This is a genomic window from Oceanobacillus saliphilus, from assembly GCF_023522835.1.
In the GTDB taxonomy this organism is placed as follows: Bacteria; Bacillota; Bacilli; order Bacillales; family Amphibacillaceae; genus Oceanobacillus; species Oceanobacillus saliphilus.
Map to the genome: position 1 here is coordinate 1 of NZ_JALCZU010000067.1, position 281 is coordinate 281.

1 protein-coding gene is annotated in these 281 nt (G+C 61.2%); it reads right to left on the reverse strand.

From position 1 onward, the window contains the following. Window positions 1–281 (reverse strand): magnesium transporter (locus MN204_RS20470; protein WP_249872900.1); only part of this gene is annotated, 281 nt, incomplete at both ends.

A 281-nucleotide genomic window follows, 5' to 3' on the forward strand; every position in this document is an offset into this window, starting at 1 on the left:
GGAGCCGACCGCCGGGTCGCGTTTGAGTTTGGTCATAATCAGCGGAATCAGCACGCCCATCAGCGCCGCCAGCAGCAGATTCAGTACCATCGCCAGCATCATCACGCCGCCCAGTTGCAGGTTGTCGTACATCAGCCAGGTCACGCCGCCCATGATGCCGCCCCAGAACAGGCCGTTAAGCAGCGCCACGCCCAGTTCGCGCGCAATCAGAAACGAAAAGTTGCCGGGTTCAACCTGATGCAGCGCCAGCGCGCGCACGATCATGGTGATGGTCTGATTGC